Below are 21,173 nucleotides of genomic sequence, written 5' to 3'. Positions count from 1 at the left end.
CTGATTAATCATCGATGTTAGGACGCAATATTCTACCAGCTTCTTCCACAGTTATCCCTTTTCGCTTGGCATAATCAGTTACCTGTTGCTGATTGATCTTGCCAACCACGAAATACTGGGAATCAGGATGGGCATAGTAAAAACCGCTGACAGAGGAGGCTGGATACATGGTTAACCCTGAAGTCAGTTCGATGCCGGTGTTGTTGGTCACATCCAGTAACTTAAATAACAACTCTTTCTGGGTGTGATCAGGACAAGCCGGATAACCGGGGGCGGGTCGTATGCCAAGGTATTGTTCGTTGATCAGTTCATCGTTAGACAGCGTTTCTTCAGGCTGGTAACCCCAATAACGGATACGGACCTGTTGATGCAGGTACTCAGCACAGGCTTCTGCAAGTCGGTCAGCCAGGGCTTTGAGCAGGATGCTGTTGTAATCATCATTGGCTTCATCAAAACGTTTGATATGTGGTTCAATACCCAGGCCTGCGGTCACCGCAAATGCCCCGATGTGGTCTTGCTTGGCAGTGGATGCTGGTGCTATGAAATCACTCAGGCAAAGGTTGGCTTTGGGTTTGTTGGCCTGTTGTCTGAGGTTCAGCAGGCGATGCGTGGTGCCCTGGTGTTCAATCAGTACATCATCGCCTTCAGCGTGGGCTGGGAAAAACCCGAGTACGGCTTTGCATTGCAACCAATTTTCATCGATGATTTGTTGGAGCATGGCCCGTGCATCGCGGTATAACTCTGAGGCACTTGTTCCAACCAGCTCATCTTCCAGGATGGCAGGGAATCGTCCGTGCAGTTCCCAGGTTTGAAAAAACGGCGTCCAATCTATGAATTCACTGATGGTTTGCAGTGACATGTCGTGCAGAACCCGTACGCCAGTGAAAGAGGGGGTGACTGGCGTGAAATGATCCCAGTCAAGCTGGAGGGCATTGCTGCGGGCTTGACTCAAATCAATCAGTGACTTTTGACCACTGCGGTTTTTTCGCCTTTCCCGGATGGTGTGGTAGTCGGCTTTGATTTGTTGGCAGTAGTTGACCTGGTCGACCTCAGAAAGTAATTGTTGAACCACTCCCACAGCTCTGGATGCGTCTTTGACCCACACCGTGGCGTGTTCGTATTCAGGTTCAATTTTTAATGCCGTGTGGGTCCTTGATGTGGTCGCCCCGCCGATCAATAAGGGGATGTCCATTTCCTGTTGTTGCATGGCTGATGCCACGTAGCACATTTCATCCAGGGATGGCGTGATCAAACCAGACAGTCCGATGATGTCTGCCTGATGGTCCCTGGCTGCCTGCAGTATTTGTGTCGCTGGCACCATGACTCCTAAGTCGATGATTTCATAGTTATTACATCCCAGCACCACGCCAACGATGTTCTTGCCGATGTCGTGGACATCTCCTTTAACGGTGGCCATGATGATTTTGCCTTTGGCTTGTTGCCGGCCTTTGCGGGCTTCGATGTGTGGTGTCAGCCAGGCCACGGCTTTTTTCATTACCCGTGCTGATTTCACCACCTGTGGCAGGAACATTTTGCCTTCACCAAACAAATCGCCAACCACATTCATACCGTCCATCAATGGCCCTTCAATCACCGCAAGTGGATCATTGATTTCGTCCAGTGCGGCCTCGGCGTCCGTTTCAATGAAATCGATGATGCCATGCACCAAGGCATGTTTGATGCGTTCAGTGACCGGTAGTTCCCGCCAGGCCAGTTTGTTTTCATCACTCTGGGCCTGTCCCTGCATGTCTTTAGCCAGCTCCAACAATTCCTCTGTGGCGTTGGGGTCCCGGTTGAACAGTAAATCTTCAATTTTGTCTTTGATCTCGGTTGGAATGTCATCATAAACCGTCAGTTGTCCAGCGTTCACAATGCCCATGTTCATACCGGCTTTGATGGCATGGTACAGGAACACTGAGTGAATGGCTTCTCTTAAGGGGTTGTTGCCACGGAATGAAAATGAAATATTAGATACACCACCTGAGACCATGGCATGGGGTAGGTTTTGTTTGATCCAACGGGTGGCATCAATGAAGTCCTTGCCGTAGTTGTTGTGTTCTTCAATGCCAGTACCAATGGCAAAAATATTGGGATCAAAAATGATGTCTTCCGGGGGGAAATTAACCTGTTGGGTGAGAACGTCATATGAACGCTGGCAAATTTCAGTTTTCCGTTCAAAGCTATCGGCCTGTCCGGTTTCATCAAAGGCCATGACGATCACTGCCGCCCCATATTTTTGGGCCAGCCGGGCTTGCCTGATGAAACTGTCTTCACCTTCTTTAAGGCTGATCGAATTAACAATCCCTTTACCCTGAATGTGTTGTAAACCTGCCTCAAGGATGTCCCATTTTGAGGAATCAAGCATGATGGGCACCCGGCCAATTCCAGGTTCTGAACCAATCAGATTAAGGAAGGTGACCATCATTTCTTTGGAGTCGATCAGTCCTTCATCCATATTGATGTCAATGATTTGGGCACCGTTGTCTACTTGTTGCTGGGCAATTTCCAGTGCGGTGACCAGATCGTTTTCTTTGATCAGTCTCTTGAATTTCAGTGATCCGGTGACATTGGTTCGTTCTCCGACGTTGATGAAATTCAGTTCCGGGGTAATGGTCAATGGTTCCAGGCCGGAGAGCCTGCAATGGGGCGCAGGTTCAGGCAAAACCCGTGGTGAGTGACCAGCTGCCAGTTCAGCCATGGCTTTGATGTGTTCAGGGGTGGTGCCACAGCAGCCTCCCATGATGTTGACCTGACCTTGATTTACCATGTGCTTCATGATGTCAGCCATGTGTTCAGGGCTGTGATCATATTCACCAAGTTCATTGGGCAAACCTGCGTTTGGATGAATGCTCACGAAACACTCACAAATGTCCGATAACTCTTTGATATATGGAATTAAGTCATCTGCACCCAGTGCACAATTCAGGCCGATGGCCAGGGGTTTGACATGCCGGATTGAATGGTAAAAAGCGGCCAATGTCTGACCTGATAGGGTGCGGCCACTGGCATCCACAATGGTGCCGGAAATCATCACCGGTATGTCATCTGACTGTTTTTCAAGGACCGTTTGTACGGCGAATAATGCAGCTCTGGCATTCAGCGTATCGAAAATGGTTTCGACCATCAAGACATCAGCGCCGCCAGCCAGTAAGCCTTCTGCAGCTTCGGTGTAAGCTGCTACCAGCTCAGCGAATGTCACATTGCGGTATTCAGGCCGGTTGATGTCAGGTGAGATTGACGCTGTGCGATTGGTGGGGCCGAGTACCCCGATCACCCAGCGTGGTTTGTCGGCTGAGCTGTATTGATCACAGGCTTGTTTGGCCAACACGGCAGACTGTCGGTTGATTTCATATGTCAATGATTCAGTTTGGTAATCAGCCTGGGCAATGCAGGTGGCATTGAAGGTGTTGGTTTCAACAAAATCAGAACCGGCAGCCAGGTTTTGTTCATGGATGGTGCGTATGATGTCTGGTTGGGTCAGTGACAGGATGTCATTATTGCCTTTGAGGTCGCTGGCATGGTCTTGTAACAATTCGCCGCGGTAATCCTGCTCAGTCAATTTCAGGGTCTGGATCATGGTTCCCATGGCTGAATCCAGCAGTAATATACGCTTTTGCAGGTGTCTTTCGAGTTCTTTTTTGACAGAAATTGATTGATTCATGATGTTTGTGGGTGGTTATTTGGTGGCTTCAACAGTGATGATTTTAAAGTGAGGTTTGCGTTGTTCCTGAGAGCTGACAGCAACATTGACGTGTTCAAAACCAGCTTTCTGGCAGAGTTGTTTCAGGGTGGTGACATCAAAACCCAGGTTTTTGTGACCATATTCTGTTCGGACAAATTCATGTGGATGTTGATCCAGGGTATTGATAATTAACTGGCCGCCAGGCCGACATACCCGATGTGCTTGTTTGATGACTTTGAGCGGGTCATCAGAATAAGTCAGTACGTGTAACATCAACACATGGTCAAATTGGTTATCTGGTAAGACAAGTTGATGAATATCGGCCTGGTGAAACTCCACATTATTCAGATGTTTAAGGCGGTCTTTAGCCGCCTTAATGGCTTTGTTGTTATTGTCAACACAGACATAATGTTCACTGTTGGCGGCAAGTAACTCAGCCAGAACGCCATCTCCTGAACCCAGGTCCAGTACCCGGCCCAGATTGGCCAGCCTGGAAACCACACGGGTGGTGGCTTCCCAGGTTCGCCCTGGAGAATAATGACGTTCCATGTCGCCAGCTACAGCGTCGACCCACTGATTGGATGCTGCCTGACTGGCCATCACCAGTGACAATTGTTCCTTATCCTGTTGAATCAACGGATGTTCTGCATAGTGCTCGGTGACCAGCTCCAGAATACCATTGAAGTCTTCTGTAAATTGAATTTCATTGAGTCGGTAATACGAACTGACACCCTGTTTGCGCACCTGAACCAGGTGATTTTTTTTCAGGTGTGACAGGTGTGTTGAAACCCTTGGCTGAGCCAGACGGGTGATCTCAGCCAATTCAGCCACGGTTAATTCCTGTTGCTGTAGCAGCAGAATTAACCGGATCCTTGACTCGTCAGCAAGGGTTTTAAACACATCGTTCAAATTCATTATATCTTTATATCTTGATTAAGAGATATTATGAATTTTAGTGGTTTATGTGAAATATACAAGCATTAATCAATGTGATATAAAGAAACAGACTAAGAACAACAGCAGTTGTCACAAATCCGGAGGAGCAATGATAACACTATACACATACAACACCATCAATGGTCAGGTGGCAGAACTGGTTTTGCATTGTCTGGAACAACCGCATCAGATCAAAACAGTGGATTTAATGAAAGGTGAGCAGCGATCAGCTGAGTTCTTGAAGATGAATCCCTCTGGCAGGATTCCGGTATTGGTTGATCCTGCTGAACGTGACGGGCGGGATAAGCCCTTGGTGGTCTCACAAACCGGAGCCATCGTGACTTATTTGGGACGGCAATATGGTGATGCATGGTACCCACAGAATGAAAGTTCCCGAAGTCAGGTAGACGAATGGATTTGGTTTCAGCTCACCGACATATCCACCAATCTGTTCAACAATTTTTATCTCAAAAGCCTCATTGAAGTACCACAGCCGGAAGCTGCCAATGTATTGCGTGATCGGGCTTTGGATTTTTATCAGGTGTTCGATCAAGCCCTGAAGGTCCGGGCATACCTGACAGGCAGTGACATGACCCTGGCAGACCTGGTGAGTTTTCCAGTGGTTCATGCATCGGCCAAATATGGTTTGACTGATCGGTATGCTGGGTTGAAGCGTTGGTATCGGGACATGCAGGCGGACCTGAAAATCCGAAGCTGGCTCGATCGGTTGAGATGAATTGCAGGCCTGAAAAAGTTTATCCAATTATATTTTTTCATTCGCTGTATTTCGTTCACTGAAAACGTTAAAATTCAAGTTCTCATCAGCGTCATAAAAACATGAGGTTGGCCGGCACTGATGACAGAACACGACGGGGACTGATGACACCAACAACAGTTGATTTGTGGAACAGTGGGTTACTCGTTTTGGGGACAGTGACTCAGCAACAGTGCTGAGCACTGGTATATTGTTTGACCCGGTCACAACCCAGAATCAACAGATTCAGGCGACATGGCTGGTTGTTACATTCATGCGAAGAAGATACCAGAGAATCTGATGCAATCGTTATTAACTGCTGAACACAAAAAGTTCATCAAAAAGTTTTCCAGTCAGGTCACCCAGAGTGACTCTCCTTATACCGACAGCATAAAACAGTTGGGTAAACAACTGTTTATGCACATGTCTATGGACGAAGTGGAGTCCCATGACATGGATTATTGGATGCACACAGTGCATACCATGATCAACAGCATGTCGTTGAGAAAGTTACGCAATCCCATCATTGAGGTTATTCAGGACACCCCGGATGAAGCGGTGTCACAGTTGTTGCTGGTCAATGACAACATTCCCTTTCTGGTCGATTCAGCCACCATGGCCTGTGCCGAATTTGGGCTTTCCATTAAGTTGATTTCGCATCCCATTATTCAGGTTGAAGGCAAAGACAACAAAAGGGTGCTCATCGACAAACCCAAAAAAGGTCAGACCCAGACCAAATCTTTGATTTATATCGAAGTCAAACACATCGAAAGCAAAGCTCAGGTTAAGGCATTCAAAGACTACCTGAACCAGGTATTCGCACAAATCAGAAAGGCAGTGGGAGACTGGCAGCCAATGTTGAAAACCATTTCAGCTGTTAAAAATCAACTGGGTGATCTGGATGATTCTGGAGTCAGGAAACAGCAACAGGCCTTCATTGACTGGCTGATGGATGATCACTTCACGTTCCTTGGTTATCGCAAGCATACTGTGAAGAAGCAACAGCTGGTGGCAGAACCGGAATCAGGTTTGGGCTTGCTCAGTGAAGACCTTGATGCCAATGCCAATGACGCCAGTCAGCTTTCTGTCGAAGATTATCAGGTGGCCAAACAATCAGATCTGGTGGTCATCACCAAAGTCAATGTTTTGTCAAAGATTCACCGCAAAGGTAACCTGGATTACATTGGTTTTCTGGAAACCGACAAGCAGGGCAAAGTCATCGCTGAACACCGGTTCATCGGTTTGTTCACTTCCGTTGCCAGTAACACCAACTCATTGAAAATCCCATACATCAACAGCAAGATCAAAGTACTGATCAAACAATTTGGGTTTGATGAAAATTCACACAGTGGCAAGATGCTGATGCACATCATCGATACCATGCCGCGGGATGAAGTGTTGCAATCAAACACCAAAGAACTGTTCAAAGCGGTCTATCAATCATTGGTGATTCAGGAAAAAATAACCACTCAGGTCACTGCCAGAAGAGATAAATTCAATCGGTTCTGTTCATTCATGGTCTATGTGCCGCGTGACCTGTTCAGCACCAGCACACGACACAAGATACAAAAACTCCTGGCCGATGCGGTTGGTGGTATTGAAGTTGAATTTGCGGTGGCCATTGACGATTCTCATTATGCGCGTTTATATGTGGTCATCAGGGACATCAAACAATTCAATGATGACATCCTGAAAACCATCAAGACAGATGTCATTGAGGTGGTGACCACCTGGGAAGACCGACTCTCGATGGCCTTGAAAGAACGCCTGGGCAATGAAGAGAGTGTGCGTTTGATGGATCGCTTCAAAGGATCATTTCCAGTGGCCTATACTGAAGATGTGAGCCCTTGGGTGGCTTCTTTTGATGTGGAAAATGCCGCCAAACTGGACGGTGAAGATGACATTAAAATGAGTTTATACGCCCCAAGGGTTAAACGTCAGGGTGATTTTCGTTTTAAAGTATTCCGTTATCACAGCTCCATTCCTTTGAGTGCGGTGTTACCTGATCTGGAAAACCTTGGGCTGCATGTGGTCAGTGAAAGACCTTATGAATTGAAACTGGCTGATGGTGAGAATATTTGGGTTCAGGATTTTGACCTGAATCTGGCATCTGGCAAGGGCCTGGAGCTGGATCTGGTGAAAACCCGCTTCCATGAAGCATTCGGTCAGGTAGTGGCTGGTGAGCTGGAATCAGACCCTTTGAACAAACTCATCATTCTTGGTGGGCTGACTTGGCGCCAAATCAATTTTCTCCGTGGTGTGGTGAAATACCTGCTGCAGACTGGGTTGCCATACAGCAAAGACTACATTGAGAAAGCCATGATCCAGCATCCGCACATTTCGCGTTGGCTGGTTGAGTTATTTACCATTCGCTTTTCACCAAAGCTTGAAGTGGTGGAGCCCAAAGAGGTGCGTACCTACCTGGATCGCTTCAGCGAGAAATTTTCTTTACAATGTCATCACCTGAATGTGACATTGACCCAGTATCAACAGGATTGTGTGGATAAATACGTCCGCAGCCGAAAATTCACCCGGCAAACCATGTCTGATAAAGTGGTTAAAGTCATCACTGCATTACTGGATACCGTGAAATCTCAGGATGAAGACCGCATCATCAGGCACGTGGTGGATACCATCAAAGCGATGTTGCGTACCAATTTTTATCAAACCAACAAAGAAGGTTCTTTTAAACCGGCAATCAGCATGAAGATCAATTCTTCGGCCTTGTCTTTCCTGCCCAAGCCCGTGCCTTTTCGGGAAATTTTTGTTTATTCACCGCGGGTAGAAGCGATTCATCTGCGAATGGGTAAGGTGGCCCGTGGTGGGCTGCGTTGGTCTGACCGTTATGAAGATTTTCGCACCGAAGTGCTGGGTCTGATGAAAGCCCAGAATGTGAAAAACTCCATCATCGTACCAGTTGGGTCAAAAGGTGGGTTTGTGGTCAAACAACTACCCAATGGCAGCCGCGACGAAGTGATGGCTGAAGTGGTCAGTTGTTACCAATCATTCATTGGCAGCATGCTGGACATTACCGACAACATCAAAGGCAAACGGATCATCGCCCCGAGGAATGTGGTTTGTCATGATGAGGAAGACCCTTATCTGGTGGTGGCCGCTGACAAGGGAACTGCGACTTTTTCGGACATCGCTAATGCAATTTCAGAAGAGCGGGGCTTCTGGCTGGGTGATGCCTTCGCCTCAGGCGGTTCGGCTGGTTATGATCACAAAGGCATGGGCATCACCGCCAAGGGAGCCTGGGAGTCAGTCAAACGTCATTTCCGGGAATTGGGTGTGGATTGTCAAGCCGAGGATTTTTCAGTGGTAGGCATTGGTGACATGATGGGCGATGTGTTTGGTAACGGCATGCTGCTGTCAAAACACATATGTTTAAAGGCTGCGTTTAATCACCTGCACATTTTCCTCGATCCCAATCCGGATTCAGCGAAAACCTGGGAAGAACGTAATCGCCTGTTTCAGCTATCCCGTTCGAGTTGGGAAGATTATGATCAATCACTGATTTCCAAAGGCGGTGGCATCTATTCGCGTTCAGACAAGGCCATTCCCATTTCGCCTGAAGTGAAGGCCTGGCTGAAGATCAGAGAAGATGAACTGGCACCTCAGGAATTGATTAACCGCTTATTATTGTCAGAAGTGGATTTGATTTGGAATGGTGGTATTGGGACTTATGTCAAAGCTTCAGATGAAACTCATTCTGATGCAGGTGACAGTGCAAATAATGCCTTAAGAGTTGATGGTAAGCAATTGAAATGTAAAGTTTTTGGTGAAGGTGGAAATCTCGGTATGACACAAAAAGGTCGCATCGAATTTGCCCATAATGGTGGTAAAGTCAACACCGATTTCATCGACAATTCGGCTGGGGTTGATTGTTCTGACCATGAAGTGAACATCAAAATCTTGCTCAAAGCCATGATGGAAGATGGTCATTTTGACCTCAAATCCCGTAACAAGTTATTGGCATCCATGACTGATGACGTCAGTGATCTGGTTTTGAAAAACAATTACATGCAAACCCAAACCCTGAGTTTCATGTCATTCCTCAGCTCAAACCGGGTAGGGGCCAAAGCTCATCTGATCAAACAACTTGAAGACAAAGGGTTGCTGGACAGGGACATAGAGTTTTTGCCCAACGATGCCGAACTGGAACGTCGGCGTAAGAATGGGGAAGGCCTGAGCCGGCCAGAACTGTGTGTGCTGTTGTCTTATGCCAAATTGGATTTGTATGATCAGATCATCGGCTCAAAAGTACTTGATGATCCCTGGTTACGTCGTTTAGTGGTGAATTATTTTCCGAAAAAATTACAGAAAGTGGATGCCAAATACCTGGACAATCACCGACTGAAACGTGAAATCATTGGCACCATCCTGACCAGTCAGGTGATTGACCGCATGGGAGCTACTTTTGTGATGCGCATGCAAGAAGACACCGGTGCCGATGTGGGGGCCATTTGTCAGGCTTTTTATATCACCACAGAATTGTTTAAGTTGAATGAACTGTGGCAAGGCATCGAACATCATGATGGTGAGGTAGAGGTGGTGAAACAGATTGAGGCTTTTGTGGAAATCTGGAAGTTTGTCAGACAAACCACCCGTTGGGTATTGAATAACCTGGGTCATCAACTGAACATTGAATCTCAGGTCAATTTGTTGAATAAAGGGGTCAATCAATTCAGTAAGGATTTAGCCAAGTACCTCAGTGATGCCGATCAAACAGCACTCAATAAGTCTGTTAAAACATATCAAAAACAAGGTTTTAGCGACGATCTTTCAAGTAAAATATCAGCACTTCCATACCTCAGTGCATCTTTGGATGTGGTCAGCGTGGCCAACCAACAATCTGTCACCGTCAAACAAGCCGCTGACATGTATTTCCCACTGGGTAAGATGCTCAATCTACTGTGGTTGCAGAACATGATCGAGCAGCTTAAGGTCAACAATCAATGGCACGTTCATGCACGTGGTGGCTTGCGGGATGATCTGACTGAATACCACGCTGAACTCACGGCTTCCTTGATCAAACGATATGGCAAGAAACAAAGCAGTGATGTGATACTGACTCAGTGGGGTCAGGATTTCAGTGTTCAGGTGAAAAATGTCAAAGACATGATGGCTTCAATCAAGTTGGAAAAACAAGTGGATTATCCGACCATTATGGTGGCCATCAATACCCTGAGTCATTTGGTGAGCGCCACCAAGTAAAAGGTGTCATCAGCCGGGGCAGGTTCATGCCCTGGCTGTTTACCGTTTGCGGAATTTGGCTATACTGCCTTTCATCAGGTAGCGCACCAGGCTTTCTGGCAACAGTTTGCATAACCGGGCAATCAACCGGTTACGCCAGCCGTTGATATAGACAGCCTGGTTATCGTTCACGGCCTGCAGCCCCTGGGATACCACATCTTCAGCAGACATCCATAGTTTTTTCGACATTGTGCTGACCATCTTGCGGGTGCCATTCACATCATGGAATTCTGTGTAAGTAAAACCGGGACACAAAGCCGTTACATGCACCCCATGATCGCTGGCTTCGAGATGCAGGGATTGACTGAATTTAACCAGAAAAGCCTTTACTGCACCATAAAGGGTGTGACCTGCTGTGGCTGGAGTCAAGCCAGCCAGCGATGATACATTGATGATCTGGCCTTGTTGACGTTGTTTCATCAACGGATAATACAGGTGGCACAACTCAATCACCGATGTGAGCATCACTTGTAACATGTCCTGATGAGTCTGCCAGTCAACCGCATCAAAATCACCAGGTACGCCATATCCTGCATTGTTGATCAGGGTGTCTATTTGCCAGTTATTTTGCTGAGAATGATCAAACAGGGTTTGGTTGGCATCAGGCTCGCTGAGGTCCAGTGCCAGGTACTCACATTCAACCTGATGGGCTGCTTTGATGTGAGATTGCAGTTCTTTGAGTTGCGCTTCACGCCTGGCGACCAGTAAAACTGCCTGTCCTTTAGCGGCCAATTGTAAAGCAAATTGTTTACCCAGTCCGGCTGATGCGCCGGTAACAAGTGCCCATGATGTTGTCATCTGTGTTTCTCCAAAGCAAAAAAAAGGCCAGAAATCTGGCCTTTGGTGTCAATCGGTGCTGACCTATTTAATGGTCAGATCTCGCAACCGGTTTTCTTTCAGGGTTGAGTAGTAAGTGGCTACATTTTCGATGTCTTCGTCAGTCAATGTGGCTGCAAAACCGGCCATGATGGCATTCTTACGGGCACCTGAACGATAGTCTTTCAATGCGCGTTCCATGTAATCGGCATACTGACCAGCCAGTTTTGGGTAAGTATTGTCAATGCCCACACCATCCATACCGTGACATGTAGCGCAGACTTGCTGGGCTTTTTCTTTGCCTTTTTCAGCATCGCCGGCAATGGCTGTTGAACCCACAAACAATAAGCATAAAATCAAAACGTTTTTCATGATGGATTCCTGTTATTTAAGCGATGAAAAATAGGCAGCGATGTCAGCAATGTCCTGATCAGTCAGGTTGCCGGCTTGGGCCTGCATGGTGGAATGGCTCCTTTCGCCGGATCGATAGGCTTTCAGCGCCAGAGCGATGTAAGCTTCATTCTGTCCACCCAGTCGGGGTACATGATAAGCAGGGTAGGTGTTTTGGTAAAAAGGAATGCCATGACAACCTGTACAGGTGTAGGCAATTTTTTTGCCATTTTCTACATCGCCTTCAGCGAATAATTGGAATGATGAAAGCACCAGAGCCAGTGTCAGTATTTTTTTCATTTCGTGCCAAATTATAAAAAGTGACCATTATAGTCAGATCACAGCCATCTCTCAATCTAATTCAATTCAATTCCACAAAAAAAGGGTTGCAGAACAACCCTTTAATCACGTGCTTGGATGAAAATCGTGTTTATTTCAAACTGGCGTAATATGCAGCGATGTTGGCGATGTCTTCATCGGTCAGTGCTGCCACCATAGGCGCCATGCTTGGGTCTTTGCGTTCGCCGCTTTTAAAAGCTTTGATTTGTTTGACCAGGTACGCTTCCTTTTGTCCGGCCAGGTTGGGCCACAATGGATTGGAGCTGATGCCTGCAGGTCCATGACACGCTGCACAAACCACGGATTTGGCTTTACCTGCTTCAACATCTCCAGCCATGGCAGGAGCGGAAAACAGACCTAATGTGAGTAACAGAACAGTTATTTTTTTCATGTGGATTATCCAATAAATAAAAGCAGGGCAAGCTTATCATTATTAAGGAATCAATGGTTAAGAACAGTTAATAAAAACAGAGGAAACTGACTGATTTTTGATCTGGATCAAGTTATTGTATTTGCTGACAATGTTTTACAAAACCCTGACTTCTTCTTCCAGCTCAATGGCAAATTTATTCTTCACTGCACGTTTGGCAGACTTGCTGATGCGCAACAGGTCCTGGCCGGTGGCGTTACCGTAATTCACCAATATCAGTGCGTGTTTGTCATAAAAACCGGCATCGCCTTCCTTGTGTCCTTTAAAACCACATTGTTCAAGCAACCAGGCGGCACTGGTTTTGTGCTCATCAGGCTGGCCCGTATCAAACAATGGCATTTCTTTAAAACGGCGTTGTAATCTTTTGGCTTGCTGATCGCTGATGATGGGGTTCTTGAAAAAGCTACCGGCATTGGCCAATGTTTTAGGGTCAGGGAGTTTGCTGGCGCGGATTTGCGTCACCGCGGTGGCTACCTGTTGATATGTTGGGGTACCCCCAAGGTTATCAAACACTGTTTTCAGAGGGCCATAGCTGACATTGATGGGATTGTCGGGGCGTAAATCGAGGGCAATCCGACTGATGATCCAGGGTTGGTCATGGTATTTGAATATGCTGTGCCGGTAGGAAAGCATACACTCTTCGTTGCTCAGGCGATGATACAGTCCGGTGTGCCAGTTGTATACCTCAACCCATACCAGGCAGTCTTTGATCTCCGCTCCATAAGCCCCAATGTTCTGAAAAGGTGCGCCACCTACCAGGCCCGGTATGGCCGCCAGGTTTTCAATCCCGCCCAGGTTTCGTTGTACCGCCCATTGTACCAGGTCATCCCAAACGGTGCCGGCCCAGGCGACCACCAGGTTATCAACGATGGTGATGTGTTTGCGGGGTTTGATGTGGGCCACAAAACGAGGTAGGTCCTGAGTGAACAATAAATTACTGCCGCCACCCAATACCAGCATTTCGGTGATTTTAATGTCTTTGGGAAGGGCTTCCAGGTCAGCCAGTGAATTGATTTCGGCAAACTGCTCACAACAACAATCGACGCCCAGGGTGTTGAGGTTTTTCAGGTTGTGGTTACGCAGTATCTTCACTATTCAGATGGTCATTTATTTGTTTGATCAGTTGATTACCCTTGAGTACAAATCCTGTGTAAATCTGGATCAGGTCTGCCCCCAGTTTTATTTTGTCCAGTGCGTCTTGTTTATCTATGATACCACCAACCGCAATAATTGGGAAATTTTCACCGGCAAATTCTCTGACCAGTCCCAATGTCTGGTTTGATTTTTGTTGTAATGGCCTGCCACTGAGACCGCCACTTTCCCTGGTCAGTGAGGATTCGCTTTGTAGTGAATCCGGCCGGTCAATGGTGGTGTTGGTACAGATAATCCCGTCAAAACCTGCGGCTTTGATTTGCTCAACCATGAAAGCCAATTGTTGAGGGTTTTGATCCGGTGAAATTTTCACCAGAATGGGGGTGTATTTTCCGTCTTTGCGTTCACATTCGAGCTGTTTGGCTTTGACACCGTTAAGCAGGTCAGTCAATGCCTGATCGTTTTGCAATTCACGTAAATCCGGGGTGTTGGGAGATGAAATATTTACGGTGATGTAGTCACACAAGGTGTGGGCTTTTTCAAAGCAGTGCACATAATCATCCACCGCCCGTTCATTTGGGGTGACTTTGTTTTTTCCGATGTTGATCCCCAATACCCCTTGATAAGAAGATTTTTTGACTTGTTTAACCAGGTGATCAATGCCTTTGTTGTTAAAGCCCATGCGGTTGATGATGGCTTGATCTGCTGAGAGTCTGAACAACCTGGGTTTGTCATTACCGGCTTGGGGTTTGGGAGTGATGGTGCCGATTTCCAGGAATCCAAAACCTTGTTTGCTCAGTCCGTGAAGGGCGTCGCCATTTTTATCAAAGCCGGCAGCCAACCCCACTGGGTTGGGGAAAGTGATGCCCATCAGCTCAACCGGGTTGTTCACCGTCGGGGCTTTGGCAAAAACAGCAAGGGGAGAGCCCAGGGCTTTGATGGCCAGGTCGTGGGCCAGTTCCGGCGGCAGGTGTTGCAGGGTGTTGCGGGCGAGCCATTCAAACATAGCGAAATCAAACCATCTTCAGAAAGTGTGGTTGAATTTTAATGCATTTAAGCGTGCCGAGAAACCCCTGGGTTCAGCAAGCGCCAGATGATTCACTCAGCCGTTATCGACAAAGGCCCGCTCAATCACATAATCGCCCGGATAACCAATGCGTGGGGATATATTAAAGCCCAGCTCGTCCAGCAGTGCACAACTGTCTTTGAGCATGGCTGGATTGCCGCACAACATGGCCCGGTCAGTTTGTGGATTCAGTGCTGGTAATCCCAAGTCGCAGGTCAATTGGCCAGAGCTGATGATCTCAGTCACCCGGCCGGCATGCAAGGCTGGTTCACGGGTCACTGTGGGGTAATAGATCAGTTGATCTCTGATCATCTCACCCAGGTATTCGTGTTCAGGTAATTCTTTTTCAATGAAGTCTTTATAGGCCAGGTCGTTGTTCTGTCGGACGCCATGTACCAGAATGACCCGTTTGAATTTTTCGTAGACCTCAGGATCCTGAATCAATGACATGAACGGAGCCAGGCCAGTCCCGGTGGCCAGCATGAACAGATTATCTGCCTGATGCACATCATGCAGGAGCAGGGTTCCTGTGGGTTTTTTGCTGATCCAGACCGTGTCTCCGGGCTGCAGATTTTGCAAATGAGATGTCAGTCGTCCGTGCTCCAGTTTGATGGAGAAAAACTCCAGGTGCTCGGCGTAATTAGGACTGGCTATGGAATAGGCCCGCATCACTGGCTTGCCGTTGATCACCAGACCGACCATGACAAACTGGCCGTTTTCAAACCGCAGCCCATCATTTCTGGTGGTGCGGAAAGAGAATAATTTATCATTCCAATGGTGCACTTCAGTGACCACTTCGGGATAGGCGTTTCTGACTTCAGTGGCATTGGTTTCGGTGGTTGGAGCCACTTGTTGGTTGGGTAAATTCATGGGTACACCTGGCGGTAATTGTTTTTCAATAAAGCGACTGGTCAAATCGCTTCAGCTTCTGTGTATTGCTGCCTGTGCATTGTACTGATTTGGCGGGTAAATTAAACCCCAACAGAGGCTGTTTTTGACTGTTGTCAAACATTGGTTTAAATTGCCATCAGCAGTTGGTATCCGGACAATAAGTCTGAGTCAATTGACGGTGGTTTTCTGTTGTGATCATCTGTCAACGGCAGTCATTACATGCAGCAGACACAGTTGTTGCAGCAAAGTGGATGTTCATTTGTATATTGGTGTGCCTAATGGGGGCGTGATTGGTTTAATGTATTAATAATTGTTAAGAGACAGTTCTGGTTCTGTGTGGTTGTCATGACTGAGTTTGACATGAGCAGAATGAGGAATTCAATCAGTATGAATAAACAGCGATGTGAGCAATAAAAAAGGGCCCCGCAGGACCCTTTTTCATCAAACAGTTTTCAACCCTCAGATATCAAATTTAATGCCTTGTGCCAGGGGCAGTTCGGTTGAGTAGTTGATGGTGTTGGTTTGACGACGCATGTAGGCTTTCCATGCATCGGATCCGGCTTCACGTCCGCCACCGGTTTCTTTCTCTCCGCCGAAGGCGCCACCGATTTCAGCACCAGAAGTCCCGATGTTGACATTGGCGATGCCACAGTCTGAACCCGCCGATGAAAGGAATTGCTCGGCCTGGCGCAAATCGTTGGTGAAAATGGCTGATGACAGGCCGTGTGCCACGTCATTTTGCGCTTCAATCACTGCGTCAAGATCACTGAATGTCATGACATACAGGATGGGGGCAAAAGTTTCGGTTTTTACCACATCCCAGTCAGCCTGTGCTTTGATCACACATGGCTCAACAAAATTGCCAGGACCATCTACACGGTTTCCTCCGGTCAGCACTTCGCCACCAGCTGCCTTGGCTTTTTCCACTGCATTCAGGTACATGTTAACTGAGTTTTCATCGATCAGGGGACCCATCAGTGTGTTGGTATCCAATGGGTTGCCAATGGGAACTTGTTTATAAGCATTGACCACTTTTTCTGTCAGTTCTTCTGCGATGTCTTCGTGGACAAACAAACGACGGGTGGTGGTGCAGCGTTGTCCTGCAGTTCCCACAGCACCAAACACAATGGCCGGCACTGCCAATTTCAGATCAGCCGATTTGTCAACGATCAGGGCGTTATTGCCACCCAGTTCCAGCAATGAGCGACCCATGCGTTTGGCCACCTGAACCCCCACTTGTTTACCAACCTGTGTTGATCCGGTGAATGAAACCAGGTTTACCCGCTTGTCATCAACGAACTTTTTAGCCAGTTCATTACTGTCGTCATTAAACAGCAGGAAGATCGGTGGGAAACCGGCGTCTTTCAGTGCCTGGTTGCAGATGTTTTGCACAGCGATTGAGCACAGCGGTACTTTCTGGCTGGGCTTCCATACTGACACATTGCCACAAATGGCTGCAACAAAAGCATTCCATGACCACACGGCCACAGGGAAGTTGAAGGCTGAAATGATGCCCACCACACCCAATGGATGCCATTGGTCGTACATGCGGTGACCCGGGCGTTCTGAATGCATGGTGTTGCCATACATCATGCGAGCCTGACCAACGGCAAAATCAGCCATGTCGATCATTTCCTGAACTTCACCGTCACCTTCGGATTTGATTTTACCCATTTCGGCGGCCACCAGTGAACCCAGGGCATCTTTGTGTTTACGCAGGGCTTCCCCGACCAGTCGAACCGCTTCACCACGTTGCGGGCCAGGGACTTTGCGCCATTCTTTAAATACCGCTTGCGCTTTGCTGATGACATTTTCGTAGTCAGCTTCAGATGCTGAAACCACTTTGCCGAGCAACTCGCCGGTGGCAGGATTGTGTGATTCAATCAGGCCAGCTGATTCATCAGTTGACCATTCATTGTGATCTGTGCAGGTGCCGAAATTGACATCTTTAAGACCGAGTTCTTTTAAAAAATCCATTGTTGATACCTCAGAGTTTTTCCATCATTTCAGGAATGATTTTAAATAAGTCGCCAACCAGGCCCACATCGGCCACTTCGAAAATCGGCGCGTCACCGTCTTTGTTGATGGCCACGATGGTGCCGGCGTCTTTGATGCCGGTTAAATGTTGAATGGCACCGGAAATGCCGAAACACATGTACAGGTCAGGGGCGATGATTTTACCGGTTTGACCCACTTGCATGTCATTGGGTACATAGCCGGCGTCCACGGCAGCCCTTGAGGCTCCTGTGGCTGCGCCAATTTTGTCTGCCAGTTGATAGACGATGGCAAAGTTTTCTTCACTGCCCACGCCACGGCCACCAGAGATGACTTTGTCAGCAGTCTGTAAATCTGGACGATCAGAGTCACCGCTGGACAATTTCACGAAAGATGTGTGATTGGCGGCGGTATTCAGTGTGCTTTCTTCTACCGATGCTGAACCACCGGTGGTTTTATCAGCGCTGAATGAAGCGGTTCGAACTGTGGCTACAATTTGTGCGGTGTCGGTGTTTACCGTGATGATTGCATTGCCGGCATAGATGGGGCGCTTGAAGGTATGGGCGTCGATGATTTCCATCACATCGCTGACTTGATTAACACCCAGCAGTGCGGCCACACGTGGCATCACATCTTTACCAAAAGTGGTCGATGGTCCCCAGACATGGGTGTATTCTTTGCCTTTGTCAGCCAACGTAGGTGCAATGGAAGCGGCCAATTGGTCGTGGTTGTCTTCACAAGCCACACAAAAAACCTGATTCACACCCTCGTGTCCGGCGATTTGTGTTGCCAGCCCGGTGTTGCCGGTAAACAACATCACGTCAATCGCTTCAGGGTTGAGCTGTTTAGCGGCTGCCAGTACTTTGGCAGTTGATTGATTGATTGCATTGCCGTTGTGTTCGGCCAGAATTAATACTTTGCTCATGATACCAACCCCTTGTCTTTCAAAATCTCGATCAACTCATCCACAGTCTCAACCATGATGCCTTTCTGGCGGGGTTGAGGGGCTTCGTGTTGAGTCACTTCAATGGCTTTGCCTTGCAGGTCAGGAGCCAGTTCGCCAATGGCTTTGACATCCAGTGGTTTGCGTTTGGCTTTCATGATGTCCGGTAATTTCACGAAACGGGGCTCATTCAGACGCAGGTCAGTTGATACCACAGCAGGCAGTTCAACCTGGATGGTTTCCAGGCCGGCATCCACTTCTCGGGTAACCTGCAGGCCACCGTCAACAAATTCAATCTTTGAGGCAAAAGTGGCTTGTGGTCTGTTCCACAGTGTGGCCAACATTTGCGGAGTTTGGTTGTTGTCATCATCGATGGCCTGCTTGCCAGTAATGACCAGTCCTGGTGATTCTTGCTCGATGACTTTTAACAGTACCTGTGCGGCTTGCAATGGCTGGACAGCGACATCACTCTCCACCAGAATGGCGCGGTCAGCGCCCATGGCCATGGCGGTGCGCAGTTGTTGCTGTGAGTCGTTGGTACCAATGGTGACCACCACGACTTCGTCGGCTTTGCCTTGCTCTTTGATGCGCAGGGCTTCTTCAATGGCGATTTCGTCAAAAGGATTGATGCTCATTTTGACCCCATCTGTGGCGACACCCGAACCGTCAGGTTTAACCTGAACGCGCACGTTGTAATCAACCACACGCTTGATAGCTACAAGAATTTTCATGTGAGTTATTTTAGGTCTGTTAAAAGGCGTGGGATTATATCACTTTGGTCTTTGAATATCACTAGTGAAGGGCTCGCAAATCAATATTTATCGGGGTTTCAATCGCTTCTGCTACAGAACTTTCACAAGGCTGCGATTTTGTCTCTGGGTTTTGCTAGAATACCGCATTTAAAACGGGTTTAATTGCATGGCGACCAATTACTGGAAAAAGTTTGAAAAGAGTGATTTTTTTCAACGGGCCAAACTGCGCATGCGGCAGATGTATGGTCGTGAACCCCGGTTTGACGAAGACCTGAAGGTGAAAAACACCATCATTGGTGATTGGGGGTTTCCGGCAGACCGGTTGCCGGATGAACCTGTGGTATACACTTTTGGGGTGTGTGACGACATCGATTTTGAATTGGCCTTGATCGAGCAGAAACAAGCCCGGGTGTTTGCTTTTGATCCCACCCCGTACGCTGTTGAGTGGATTGCTCAACAGCAATTACCGGATCAGTTTTGCTTTACTCCATTGGCCTGCGCTGCGGAGGATGGCGAATATTTTCTTTACCCTTTGCTTGATAAGCATGGTCGCAAATCTGCAATCATGTTCAGTTTTCACCAACAGGAAGAAGACCGTGATGACGGTGTTCGAGTGCCTGCGCTGACGGTCAGTTCAACCATGACAAAGATGCAGCACGATCACATCGATTTGTTGAAAATGGATGTTGAGGGGGCTGAATATGAAGTGCTTGATAGCGTGCTTTCATCAGGCATCCGGCCAGCAATGATCATGGTTGAGTTTCACCACCGTTTTAAAGGCATTGGTAAAGAAAAAACCATCAATGCGGTGGCAGAATTGCGGGATGCCGGCTATCAAATAGGCTATATTTCACCTGCAGGCAGGGAAATGTGTTTTATCCATTCGACATAATTATGCATGCCGCCGATCATTTTTTTTCTTGTAACTTACGCAAATAGCTACTGAGGATTTGTCTTCTGAGGCGCAATTCTTTTGCCGGAATCAGCCATGAAAGCAATGCGGCCAGGACCAATTCTGGCGCATATTTGATGAACACAAATGCATGTCCTGTGGCACGCCGAAGGCCGTTGAAGTATTTGCTGATGTAGGTGTGTTTGGAGATGATCGCAGAAGTTTTACTGCGCACCCTGTCAGCGGTGTCTGATTGACTTGATAGGCCATGATGGTGCACCCAGATGGTATCCATGGTATTGCCTACGGTCATTTGTTGTCGGTGCGCTCGGTGGCACAGGTCGACATCTTCCATGTACATGAAAAAGTCATCATCCCACCCACGCAAGCGGTCAAACTCATCGCGGCCGATCAGCACCACGGACCCCGAAACCCAGTCTACCGGATGGATTTGAGCCTGGCTTGGCGCGGCTTTGTGTTTTTTGAAGAAACCACCCAACAAGGGGGCATACCTGGCAATTCCTGGAAAACTGCCGCCGGTTTCTTTGGCTTGTCCCAATTGGTTTTTTTGACCACAGCTGAGTATGTGAACATCATTGTCCTGATAAACCCTTAACAAAGTGTCCAGGCCATCACCAGGAATCTCGATGTCTGGATTACAAAACAACAAGTACTGACCGGTGGCTGCTTCGGCCCCGATGTTATTGGCCGCAGCAAATCCAGCATTGTGATCATGTGCAATGAACTGATGGTCAATGCTTGCCTGTTTCAGGGGGGCGAATATACCCTCAGGTTGTGACAATGTAGATGCGTTGTCTACAGCAATCACTTCAAAATCCTTCATGGTCTGTTTGGCCAGTGTCTTGAACAATGATTTCATTGGTTCCCAGCTGTTGTAGTTCACAATGATGATGGATAAAGCTTTTTGTTGATTCATGG

At 47.7% G+C, this 21,173-nt stretch carries 16 protein-coding genes; 3 read left to right on the top strand and 13 right to left on the bottom strand.

Annotation, left to right across the window (positions count from 1 at the left end):
- Positions 1 to 4: 4 nt before the first annotated feature.
- Both metH and B0475_RS03800 read right to left on the bottom strand, forming a co-directional pair.
- Positions 5 to 3,661 (bottom strand): methionine synthase, encoded by a 3,657-nt coding sequence (gene metH / locus B0475_RS03805; protein ID WP_077410190.1) that lies wholly within the window; start codon positions 3,659 to 3,661, stop codon positions 5 to 7.
- Positions 3,662 to 3,676: 15 nt separating this feature from the next.
- Complete coding sequence (locus tag B0475_RS03800; RefSeq protein WP_077410188.1) at positions 3,677 to 4,597, bottom strand: ArsR/SmtB family transcription factor; 921 nt, start codon at positions 4,595 to 4,597, stop codon at positions 3,677 to 3,679.
- Positions 4,598 to 4,727: 130 nt separating this feature from the next.
- On the opposite strand from B0475_RS03800, the gene B0475_RS03795 reads away from it, so the two are divergent.
- Complete coding sequence (locus tag B0475_RS03795; RefSeq protein WP_077410186.1) at positions 4,728 to 5,354, top strand: glutathione S-transferase family protein; 627 nt, start codon at positions 4,728 to 4,730, stop codon at positions 5,352 to 5,354.
- Positions 5,355 to 5,672: 318 nt separating this feature from the next.
- On the top strand, positions 5,673 to 10,589 hold the full coding sequence (locus B0475_RS03790) for an NAD-glutamate dehydrogenase (protein ID WP_157892686.1): 4,917 nt from the start codon (positions 5,673 to 5,675) through the stop codon (positions 10,587 to 10,589).
- Positions 10,590 to 10,628: 39 nt separating this feature from the next.
- Here B0475_RS03790 and B0475_RS03785 read toward each other — a convergent pair whose 3' ends face one another.
- From B0475_RS03785 to B0475_RS03740, 10 genes are all read right to left on the bottom strand, one after another.
- Positions 10,629 to 11,426, bottom strand: coding sequence for an SDR family NAD(P)-dependent oxidoreductase (locus B0475_RS03785; protein WP_077410181.1), 798 nt, complete (start codon positions 11,424 to 11,426; stop codon positions 10,629 to 10,631).
- Positions 11,427 to 11,489: 63 nt separating this feature from the next.
- Complete coding sequence (locus tag B0475_RS03780) at positions 11,490 to 11,816, bottom strand: c-type cytochrome (protein WP_077410179.1); 327 nt, start codon at positions 11,814 to 11,816, stop codon at positions 11,490 to 11,492.
- A gap of 12 nt (positions 11,817 to 11,828) precedes the next feature.
- Positions 11,829 to 12,134, bottom strand: coding sequence for a c-type cytochrome (locus B0475_RS03775; protein ID WP_077410176.1), 306 nt, complete (start codon positions 12,132 to 12,134; stop codon positions 11,829 to 11,831).
- 130 nt (positions 12,135 to 12,264) lie between these two features.
- Entirely contained in the window at positions 12,265 to 12,564 is a 300-nt protein-coding gene (locus B0475_RS03770) for a c-type cytochrome (protein ID WP_077410174.1), read from the bottom strand.
- Between the two features lie 135 nt (positions 12,565 to 12,699).
- On the bottom strand, positions 12,700 to 13,695 hold the full coding sequence (gene murB, locus B0475_RS03765) for a UDP-N-acetylmuramate dehydrogenase (protein ID WP_157892685.1): 996 nt from the start codon (positions 13,693 to 13,695) through the stop codon (positions 12,700 to 12,702).
- On the bottom strand, positions 13,679 to 14,701 hold the full coding sequence (locus B0475_RS03760; RefSeq protein WP_077410170.1) for a quinone-dependent dihydroorotate dehydrogenase: 1,023 nt from the start codon (positions 14,699 to 14,701) through the stop codon (positions 13,679 to 13,681). The genes murB and B0475_RS03760 overlap by 17 nt, the downstream gene beginning before the upstream one ends.
- Before the next feature lie 96 nt (positions 14,702 to 14,797).
- Complete coding sequence (locus B0475_RS03755) at positions 14,798 to 15,631, bottom strand: ferredoxin--NADP reductase (protein ID WP_077410169.1); 834 nt, start codon at positions 15,629 to 15,631, stop codon at positions 14,798 to 14,800.
- A 480-nt stretch (positions 15,632 to 16,111) separates the two neighbouring features.
- Positions 16,112 to 17,629: an L-piperidine-6-carboxylate dehydrogenase gene (gene amaB, locus B0475_RS03750; RefSeq protein ID WP_077410162.1), complete on the bottom strand. Its 1,518-nt coding sequence runs from the start codon at positions 17,627 to 17,629 to the stop codon at positions 16,112 to 16,114.
- A 10-nt stretch (positions 17,630 to 17,639) separates the two neighbouring features.
- Positions 17,640 to 18,572, bottom strand: coding sequence for an electron transfer flavoprotein subunit alpha/FixB family protein (locus B0475_RS03745; protein WP_077410160.1), 933 nt, complete (start codon positions 18,570 to 18,572; stop codon positions 17,640 to 17,642).
- On the bottom strand, positions 18,569 to 19,321 hold the full coding sequence (locus B0475_RS03740) for an electron transfer flavoprotein subunit beta/FixA family protein (RefSeq protein WP_077410159.1): 753 nt from the start codon (positions 19,319 to 19,321) through the stop codon (positions 18,569 to 18,571). The genes B0475_RS03745 and B0475_RS03740 overlap by 4 nt, the downstream gene beginning before the upstream one ends.
- 187 nt (positions 19,322 to 19,508) lie before the next feature.
- Between B0475_RS03740 and B0475_RS03735 the strand changes: the two genes are divergently transcribed.
- Positions 19,509 to 20,234: an FkbM family methyltransferase gene (locus tag B0475_RS03735; protein ID WP_077410157.1), complete on the top strand. Its 726-nt coding sequence runs from the start codon at positions 19,509 to 19,511 to the stop codon at positions 20,232 to 20,234.
- 16 nt (positions 20,235 to 20,250) lie between these two features.
- Here the strand turns inward: B0475_RS03735 and B0475_RS03730 are convergent, their stop codons facing one another.
- Entirely contained in the window at positions 20,251 to 21,171 is a 921-nt protein-coding gene (locus B0475_RS03730) for a glycosyltransferase family 2 protein (protein ID WP_077410155.1), read from the bottom strand.
- Between the last annotated feature and the right edge of the window lie 2 nt (positions 21,172 to 21,173).

Source organism: Marinicella sediminis (genome assembly GCF_002000055.1).
In the GTDB taxonomy this organism is placed as follows: Bacteria; Pseudomonadota; Gammaproteobacteria; order Xanthomonadales; family Marinicellaceae; genus Marinicella; species Marinicella sediminis.
This window is presented reverse-complemented; position numbering and strand designations above follow the sequence as displayed.